The organism is Microcoleus sp. BM001215392 (assembly GCF_036700185.1).
Classification (GTDB): Bacteria; Cyanobacteriota; Cyanobacteriia; order Cyanobacteriales; family Microcoleaceae; genus Microcoleus.
This window is the reverse complement of record NZ_JAUBOJ010000323.1, coordinates 1-9,135: the sequence shown is the minus strand read 5'-3', so window position 1 is coordinate 9,135 and position 9,135 is coordinate 1. Positions and strand designations below refer to the sequence as shown.

10 protein-coding genes are annotated in these 9,135 nt (G+C 45.4%); 6 read left to right on the top strand and 4 right to left on the bottom strand.

Features of this window, described 5'->3' with window-relative positions; translation table 11 throughout:
- Nucleotides 1–113: 113 nt before the first annotated feature.
- Both QT974_RS26255 and QT974_RS26250 read right to left on the bottom strand, forming a co-directional pair.
- Complete coding sequence (locus QT974_RS26255; protein WP_333471347.1) at nucleotides 114–329, bottom strand: hypothetical protein; 216 nt, start codon at nucleotides 327–329, stop codon at nucleotides 114–116.
- A 366-nt stretch (nucleotides 330–695) separates the two neighbouring features.
- The gene (locus QT974_RS26250; protein WP_333471346.1) at nucleotides 696–863 is read right to left on the bottom strand and encodes a hypothetical protein; all 168 of its coding nucleotides are present in this window, start codon (nucleotides 861–863) and stop codon (nucleotides 696–698) included.
- Between the two features lie 190 nt (nucleotides 864–1,053).
- Here QT974_RS26250 and QT974_RS26245 point away from each other — a divergent pair, with 190 nt between their 5' ends.
- The 4 genes from QT974_RS26245 to QT974_RS26230 all read left to right on the top strand — a co-directional run bounded on the left by QT974_RS26245 (nucleotide 1,054) and on the right by QT974_RS26230 (nucleotide 4,011).
- Complete coding sequence (locus QT974_RS26245) at nucleotides 1,054–1,227, top strand: hypothetical protein (protein ID WP_333471345.1); 174 nt, start codon at nucleotides 1,054–1,056, stop codon at nucleotides 1,225–1,227.
- A gap of 334 nt (nucleotides 1,228–1,561) precedes the next feature.
- A complete protein-coding gene (locus tag QT974_RS26240) occupies nucleotides 1,562–1,975 on the top strand; it encodes a DUF6006 family protein (RefSeq protein ID WP_333471344.1) in 414 nt (137 codons plus the stop codon).
- Nucleotides 1,976–2,020: 45 nt separating this feature from the next.
- Complete coding sequence (locus QT974_RS26235) at nucleotides 2,021–2,149, top strand: hypothetical protein (protein WP_333471343.1); 129 nt, start codon at nucleotides 2,021–2,023, stop codon at nucleotides 2,147–2,149.
- A 188-nt stretch (nucleotides 2,150–2,337) separates the two neighbouring features.
- Entirely contained in the window at nucleotides 2,338–4,011 is a 1,674-nt protein-coding gene (locus QT974_RS26230; RefSeq protein ID WP_333471342.1) for a glycoside hydrolase family 44 protein, read from the top strand.
- A 547-nt stretch (nucleotides 4,012–4,558) separates the two neighbouring features.
- On the opposite strand, the gene QT974_RS26225 is transcribed toward QT974_RS26230, so the two are convergent.
- A complete protein-coding gene (locus QT974_RS26225; protein ID WP_333471341.1) occupies nucleotides 4,559–4,849 on the bottom strand; it encodes a hypothetical protein in 291 nt (96 codons plus the stop codon).
- Between the two features lie 375 nt (nucleotides 4,850–5,224).
- Nucleotides 5,225–5,965 (bottom strand): DUF1868 domain-containing protein, encoded by a 741-nt coding sequence (locus QT974_RS26220; protein ID WP_333471348.1) that lies wholly within the window; start codon nucleotides 5,963–5,965, stop codon nucleotides 5,225–5,227.
- A gap of 176 nt (nucleotides 5,966–6,141) precedes the next feature.
- On the opposite strand from QT974_RS26220, the gene holA reads away from it, so the two are divergent.
- Entirely contained in the window at nucleotides 6,142–7,119 is a 978-nt protein-coding gene (gene holA, locus QT974_RS26215) for a DNA polymerase III subunit delta (RefSeq protein WP_333471340.1), read from the top strand.
- 239 nt (nucleotides 7,120–7,358) lie between these two features.
- The gene (locus QT974_RS26210; RefSeq protein WP_333471339.1) at nucleotides 7,359–8,405 is read left to right on the top strand and encodes a hypothetical protein; all 1,047 of its coding nucleotides are present in this window, start codon (nucleotides 7,359–7,361) and stop codon (nucleotides 8,403–8,405) included.
- Nucleotides 8,406–9,135 lie beyond the last annotated feature (730 nt).

Genomic DNA, 9,135 nt, shown 5'->3' with positions numbered 1-9,135 from the left:
TAAGTTGATTTAACGGCTTTAACTATTGATTTAGCATAGTAAGTAAGGAAGAACCAGAGTTCTTAAACAGTGCAGCACTCAAGATAACGTTAGAGTCAAGCACTATTCGGATTTTATTCATCAAGGATAGATTGCAAAATCTCTGGTGTTAGCCCCTTAGCTTCAGCTTCATCACTCAGTTTATCCATTGTGTTTTGCAACGTACTGATTTTTAGAGCCTGTCGCATCCATTGATTAATCAAAGTTTGAATTTTTTGCTGCTGTTCGGGTTGTGATACCTGGAAAGCGGCGGCGATGTCTGGATCGATTTGAATCGTAATCGTTGTCATAGTTAGTTTTTCAAGAAAATTTGGATTAGCAATAAACACCAATTCCTCTAGCAGGAAGGCTTGCGGGGAGAGTATTTTGGGTGTTTTGAGTGTCTGTCATAAACTCATTGTAAGTCCTCCGATGACGGGATGGGTAAACTTGCACGATAGGTTATATCATGTCCGGGAGATCGACCTGAATTAAGGATTGAGAGGGGGAGAGGGGGACTGACAGGTGTAGGTTTTCCCTTGACAAAACCCAGCAAATCTAGACAGTGCAACGGTTGTGGGCTTTGGCTTTCTATAAATCTCAAACTCTTATGGGATAAGGCTTTGACCAAAAAACCTACACCTGTTAGGAGAGGGGGAGAGGACAGGGAAAGTTAATTATGGTAATCCACCGGACATGATATTACAAGATCGTCGCTTTTCCTTCTTGAATGGTGCGATCGCTTCGATTTTACCCCAATCGCGTAGCTTCACCTGAATTTTCCAGAACTTTGACGCGCGATCGCACTTGCCATCCCGAACTTTTCCGATTGCCAATCTAACCATTACCTGAATTTAGCGATCGTAAAATCCCGAATTTTCCCAGTTATCATACCGAGTTGCGATCGGTCAATATATAAACATGAAGCGAGAAATGAAAGCCCGATTTAGTTGAGCGATCGGCATCCTGACGCTTCTTGTTCGGGATGGTACGACTTGGATCGTATCTGATTTTTATTAAGTAGGAGATATTGCAATGATTACCTTTTACGACAACCAGGCACTTTTTGATGCTAACAGCACCACAAACACTATTGAGCTTAAGAGTAAAGAGGAAAATTCTCAATCGAACAAAGCGGACTGTATAAATGATGAGAAAACCCGCCCCTTTCAAACTGATGTAAATCAGAGAATTCAACGGGTTCAATAGAATTATTTTATCTTTGCGCCGAAGTTTCTTGTAAGGGGAAGCAAATCAATCAGAGTTCCAAAACTCAAGGTGCATATCAAAAATCAATTCATTAACTGTCCGGTTAACTTAAGCGTTGAGTTGAAGAATCTCATGGAACACAGATTGCCGACCCATAACTGCCTAAGTTCTCATACCGTATAAAACATCTACCCGACACTTTGTGGAGCAATCGACAGGGCAGCATAGAACTTTGCTTCTTTACCCATAATCAATTTTATAAAAAATCTGGTGCAGACTACTGAGTAATAAATAAAGAGTCAAAAGAGAGGTTCCCAACATGAGGAATAATTCCATGACGACTATAATGCAACGTTCACTAATTACGATATCCTGCGGCATTGCTTTATCCTTTGCCGTTTCCAGTTCGACCGTCGCTAGCCAAGTCGCCGGCTGGTGGGGAGGCAATTGGAATTGCAATATTGACGGGCGATCGGCCCGCATGAGATGGAATGTGGTTGATGATAGCCAAACCACCTGTAACGGTGACACCTGTAGCACCAGTTCTGGCGTGCGTTGGAAGGGCAGCTTTTCCGATAATGGATCGCGCTGGGTGCCACTGACAAATCCACGCCAGGTCGATCGAGGCGGATTGTACTTCCGCCATGCTGATGGCAATCAATGGTATTTGCCCAAACCCACAGGCAATAGAACCACGGGTTGGACGACGTGGAACGGTAAGCGATATCCGCTGTCATGTTGGAAATAAATAGTACAGTCTCGTTTCTTTCCTTCACTTTCTATAGAGCAAGAAATGAGGTTAGGTCTGACCTTCAAACATTTAGTGCGATCGCTGATAGCTGTACCTGAATTTGCCAGAACTTTGAATAGCGATCGCACTTGCCACCCGAACTTTTCCGATTGCCTATCTAACATTATCTGAATTTAGCGAGCGCCCATTTCCGAACTTTCCCAGTTATCATCTCAATTCTCATTGGTAAAATATGAAACAAGGCTAATTAATTGTGCGTTCAACTATCAATATTTCGCACCTGTTAGCACCAAGTTAGATAGTAAATTTGTCGGGTATCTAATTCTAGATTAATTAAATGTTTAACAGGAGAAACACCCGTGTCTAATCAACTTTCTCGCCGTCAACTTAGTATCTTTCCTGCGGAGGCTAGGCATACCATCAGCCCACTAATCTACGGTATTAATGTTTTTGAAATGAATGATACCGATTTTGCCGCATTAATCCAAGCCATCAAGCCATCAATTGTGCGTTGGGGTGGCAATGCAACAACTCGCTACAATTGGGAGAATGATTTTTACAATACTGGCAATGACTACTATTATGAAAATGTCCCCTCCGATAACCCGGATCGCTCAGAACTTCCCAATAATTCTGCTGCCGATCGCTTTGTACAGCGCAACCGTGCTGCCGGAATAGAATCATTAATTACCGTTCCACTCATTGGCTGGGTTGCTAAAGCAAAAACTGACCTAAACCCATTAGCTCATCCCTTTAACTGCGGTTTTAAGGTCAGTAAATATGGCGAGCAAAAACAAACCGACCCATACGATCGCGATTGCGGCAATGGGATTCGCCTCGACGATACTTCATTAATTACTGACAACGATCCAACAGATACTAGCATTGCAGTTGGTACTGATTTTGTAAACCGTTGGGTGAGCCATCTGGTTGGGCGGTTTGGCAACGCCTCGGCTGGTGGCGTTAGTTTCTATGCCCTCGATAATGAACCGGGGATTTGGTTTGAAACCCACCGCGATGTTTTTCCTGGCTATTTAAGTTACGAAGAATTACTCAAGCGTAATATCGATTACGCTGCTGCTATTCGCCAAGCCGATCCTAATGCTCAAATTTTAGGGCCCGTACAGGATGGATGGACGCGCTACTTCTATTCATCATATAACTCCTACCCCGATACAACTGCCCAAGCCGATCGGGATGAACACAATGGTGAGGCATTTGTGGCTTGGTATCTAGCTCAACTTTATGCTTGGGATCGACAGAATGGTCAGCGTACCATTGACTATTTTGACCTGCATTATTATCCACAGGCCGATGGTATTGCACTTTCACCTGCTGGCGATAATACAACCCAGGCACTTCGACTTCGGAGTACCCGTTCTCTCTGGGATGCAAGTTATGTCGATGAAAGCTGGATTGAGGATACAGAAGATGACAATACTGCGGTGCAACTGATTCCTCGGATGCGTGCTTGGGTTAATCAACACTATCCCAGTCTAAAGTTAGCCATTTCCGAGTATAACTGGGGTGCTATTAATGATATAAATGGAGCCTTGGCTCAAGCCGATGTCTTGGGGATTTTTGGGCGTGAGGATGTAGGGTTAGCAACCTTTTGGGGGGGAGCGAATTACGATGAGAATGGTAACGAAATACAACCAGCGTTAACTGCCGACCAACCAGTAGCGTTTGCTTTTTGTATGTACCAAAATTATGACGGTCAAGGAAGCAAGTTTGGTGATATTAGTATTGCAGCTACTAGCGACGATCGGGAGCAGCTTGCAATTTATGCCGCGCAACGCAGTAGCGATGATGCCCTCACCCTAACGATCGTTAACAAATCTGATACCGCACTCTCAGCCCAGATCGATCTCGGTGGCTTTGTAGGAGGACAATATGCCCAACACTACTGTTATAGTGCTACCAATCTCAATTTAATTGAAAAACAGGCCGATCTGCCTATCAGTAACGGCGCGATCGATCGTGCATTTGAAGCAAAATCAATCAATCTATTGGTTGTCGCTGGTTCTAGATAGCGGAGGTTATACAACAATACGGTTCAATTAACCTTGTCCGACCAATTTAATCTCACGATTTTATGAGAAATACAAGCATCTTTTAGAAGTCTGATAGTTCTTAACTGAACCGTATTGGGTTATACAATAGACATCTCCTAAAAAGGCTTTCAAGAACAGGCAGGATGCCTGTTCCACAATAATTATGGGAGATGTCTAATAATGATGCAGAAAGAATTGAAAAACAGAATTGCGATCGCTACAGCAGTAGTGCTGGGTTCTTCCACGTTACTGCTTGGGAATGCGGCGTTTGGTAATCCCAGTGATATTTCTGGAACCTGGGATATTAAGGCAAACTTTCGATGCTAACAGTACCAAGCGATCGCCAGCTAACTCTAACTTTGATCGACAACGCTAATCTTCAAACTCTCAGTCGGCATTTCTTAATAAACAAAGAGAGCTTATTTCAGTGCCATTCGTTTAGGGAGTAATCAACAAGTTCGGGATTGTTGGATTTCCAGATTTGCTATTGGGCAAAAAATACGGTTTTTAGGCAATATGGGAAGTATCAAGTCTCATCGCTGTTGCGCTGCTGTAATATATCCAAAATGCGCCGATTTTCGGTTTGAAAACCTCGAATATCGGTTTGGATTTCTCGGATATCTGATTCCATGATTTCCATCCGCTGAAGGCTTTGAGTCATGATTTGAAACATCGCCTCGATATTACGGTTCATGGTTTCAATATTGCGCTGATGTATTTCGGTTGTAGAAATTAAAGCACTAATAGCTACCTTGATATCGATCGTATCGTTTTCGATGCTCTCTACGCGGCTAGGGATGTTGCTGGCTTCAGTCATAAGGGCTTAGCATCGATACTGCACGCTCGTTACTTTGGCGCACAATTTCCTGCGATAGAACTGCTGCACCTAAATTTTCCAGAACTTGGGCTGGCGATCGCATTTCCCATCCCGAACTTTGCCTATTGCTAATCTAACGATTGCCTGAATTTAGGGATTGCAAATTATTGAGGCAATTAATATTAATAATTTAGCAGAGTAAGTAAGGAAGATCCCCGATCGGTACTCCGATTAGTGGCGGATTATTGACTTAGTTGAAAGTGCTTTGTACTGGTAGGTGTATTTCACAGCTTGTTATCGACCAGTATTAGGTATTTGGCAGAATATTTAATATTTCTTCTGCCAAATGCCTCATACTCGATCGTGACGATCGACTCAAAACTCAAAAACAGGCCAGTCCGGTTGCCGGACGTAGCTGGTCATATCGTCAAACTTCCGCAGTTCCACTCGGTTTACGGACAGATCCTGGGGCGTGTCGAGCCATTGGTCGTTTAACTCAGCCATCAGGGTGCAAAAACCAGCGCGGTCTAGGTTCGGCCCGGTATCTCCAAAATAAGCCAGAGTAATGTGTGCGGTAAAATGATATTGCTGTTCAATTCCCAAAGCAATTAAATCGGGATTTTGATAGATCGATCGACGAAACTCCAGAATTTGCTTGTAAGAGTTTTCGTCCGTCGGTGCCAAACACACACCTACAGCTCTAGTCATCACCATCAACCCCAGCACTGTCCAGCGAATGGGAGAGCCACCGGCTAAGGGTTTGCAGGCGGCAAAACCATCTTTTATGCGATCGCGCAGTTGTCCCTCAAATTCGGGATTTTTCTCAGAGGCGTCTCGAAAAGCACTGCTCCAAATCAGATCGGCCACGGTTAAGTGGAAGCTATCAGGAGGCAGTGCCACCAGCGCACCGTCCGCGATATCCTGCAATAGCCTTTGTTGGACTGAGTTTAAATTACTATAAAGTGCAGTATTCTCTGCATCTTCCCCCGCAGGTGGCGTAATCACCGAATAACCTGGAAAAGGTACAGGATTTCTCCGACCGGCTTCATCAGGCTTAAATTTTGGAGATTCCTGAATGTGTTCCACCTGGGACTTGTAGGAGTCCAGCAGCGTCATTCGCGCTACCCGATTTACGTAAGCTTGATAAGTATCATCCAATCTTGATTTCCTCGCGGTGAAATACTCCCACACCAAATTTTATATTATGCTGCGGGCTTCCAACAGTCTGATCCAGGATATGTTGGACTTGGCGATCGTGCAAATCTAATTTTTTTGGCTCTTGGGCTTGAAATATGCCAATTTACCTGTTTTGGGGAGAAGACGACTTTGCTATGGCGCAAGCACTCACAAGTTTGCGCTCCTCTGTCCTCGACCCCAATTGGGCTAGTTTTAACTATGACAAGATTGTTGCCGATCGACCTGACGCTGTGGTTGAAGGACTCGATCGAGCCTTAACTCCACCCTTCGGTACCGGTAGCCGTTTTGTCTGGCTGGCCAATACGACTGTAACCCAGCAGTGTTCTGCGGAACTCTTGGCTCAATTGGAACGCACGCTGCCGGTGATTCCCCATACCACAGTTTTGCTGCTGACATCCGTCAAAAAACCCGACAGTCGGCTCAAATCTACCAAGCTACTCGCCAAGTCCGCCGAATTTCGAGAATTTTCACCGATTCCGCCTTGGAATGACAAGGAATTAGCCCAGCGAGTGCGCCAAGTTGCGACCGAAATGAATGTCAAATTGACCGCTACGGCGATCGAACTTTTGGCCGAATCCATCGGTAGCGATACCCGCGGGCTATACAGCGAACTCGAAAAATTGCTGCTGTTTGCCGGCAACCGCAGCCAACCTATCAACCCCGAGGAAGTTGCCGCCCTAGTGCACTGTCACGCCCAGAATACCTTCGGGTTAGCCGATGCGATTCGCGAGGGCAATACCTCCAATGCTTTGGAGTTATTGGCGGGCTTAACGGCCCGGAGCGAGCCTGGTTTGAGGATTGTGGCGGGCTTGACTGGTAAGTTTCGGATTTGGCTGTGGGTGAAGGCGATGATCCAAGCGGGCGATCGGGATGATAAAATTGCTCAAGCTCTAGACCTCGGCAATCCAAAACGAGTATACTATTTTCGCCAAGAAGTCAAGAACGCCAGCTTAGAAAAACTGCAAAAAAGTTTGCCTTTGCTGCTAGAGTTAGAAGCTTCTTTAAAGCGGGGCTCTGAAGAAGTCTCAACCCTGCAAACCAAAGTAATAGAACTTTCTAGCTTGTTTCGCTGATGAGAGAGGGCCCAGCAGGAGCGGGGCGTGACTGTAAATTTTTACAACAAATTGCGCGATCGGATATATCCTTGATGTCTGTCCGATCGCGCGCAAAAAGCTCACTAGCTACGAGAAATAATCTCAGAATGCCACAGTAGAAGTTAATGTGGTAAATAAATATTGTCCGCCGCCGAACGCCGATCGATTAATATTATTTGCCGGCTCTCCACCCCCCCCCAAAAAAAAGAGCGCTACCCATGACACAACAGAACCTGCAGGAACTTGCGAAGCAGGGCGATCCACAAGCGATCGCATCTAGCATCAACCGTACACTCAAACCCAAAGGCATCAACGCCGATGTGACGCGGGACAACGGCTGCCTCCATATAACTCTGGAGTCAGGCAAAGTACCGAGTCAAATGGCATTGGTGGATTTCATCCGCAGCGGGATGACAAAGTTGGGAGTCGAATCAATTCACACGATCAAAGTTTACGGGCGTCGCACAGGTGACAGCTCGCCTGCGTGGGAAGATGAAATAAATCTGATGCCCGAAGATCCAATGCTTTACGCGTCGGATAGTGGAATGCCTGACGACTCTGTAGGTTTAGATGATGTCGAACCCGATGGCGAAGACTATTATCAAGAGGAAGAATTCGATCGAGATGACGAAGACGAAGACGAAGACGAAGACGAAGATATCGCCCCGCCTCCGAAAAAAAAATTCCCCAAATGGGCAATACCTGTCGGTATCTTAGTGCCTCTCGGGGCGATCGCAGCCCTTTACTTGACTGGAAATTTACCCTTCGGCGGTGGCTCGAACCCAGAACCCAGCGTCCCGGTAGCTGCTTCCCCCTCCCCCAAAAAAGCCTCACCTCCTGCATCTAAAGCCACATCTCCATCTGGCAGCCCATCTGGGGATGCCCCCCAGGCAGCATCTCCTGCACCAAAAGCCGTTCCCACTACTGCTGCTGCGCCCGCCAGCCCAGTTCCCACACCTCCAGCGCCCACAGCAGCACCAGCATCTGCTGCACCCAAGGCAGCATCTCCTGCACCAAAAGCCGCCGCGCCTAAGCCAGACTCTTGGAGAGAAGGCGTTAACAACGCTCAGAAGGCGGCAATTTTGGCACAGACGGCTCAATCTCAAACAGAGTGGATTGCTGTAGCAAGCCAGTGGCAGAAAGCGGTTGGGCTGATGAGAGCCGTACCGTCAACTAGCCCGAACCATTCAAAGGCTCAGCAAAAAGCGACAGAGTATCAGGCTAATCTAATTGTTGCCAACCGCAGGGCGGCGGCAGCGCCTTAAGAGTTTTGAGTTTTGAGTGTGATACTCAATGTGTTAAAAAGCAAAAAGTCAAAAGTCAAAATTAAAAAACCTTGTTTTTAGGGAAAGGTTTCTTACTTTTGACTTTTGAAAATTTTACTCAGTCCTCATCAAAGCTCAGAAACCGGGTTTTTTTCGTAAAATAAGCTGTTCGACATTCAAACTGCACTATTTGTGGGTCATACCGCATACTGCAAGGGGTTGAGGCAATAAATTTAAATGACTAACAGCTTACTGGTTGATAGCCTTTAATCTCGATCGAAAACCCGGTTTCTTTCGTCTTGCTGCGATCGCGAACTATTCGACTAAAAAATTGAGTGAGTCTAAAGCTCCGTCCTTCAAGGACAGCTTTTCTCGTACAACAAAAGTCATCAAAAATAAGCGTTCCTAAAAATCAATTCAAATTTATATTAGATGCAACTTGTGCGCCAGCAGACCTGAGATATCCGACACACTTAGGAATATTAAATCAGGCTGCATGAACATACTGGAAAAATCAAAGATGCTCTAGAGATCCTCTTCAGTCACCGTAAAAAAACAATCACCATCGAAACACAGCCAGAAAAAAATAATTGACAGCAACCAAAAACCGGAAAGTATTACGAAAAATACGAAAAAAAGCCTCTTCAACAGTTGACAGTTGACCTGTGACAGTTGACCTCTACCCTTAAGTCCGAGTATTGGAGTAATGAATAGTCTGATTTTAATTTCT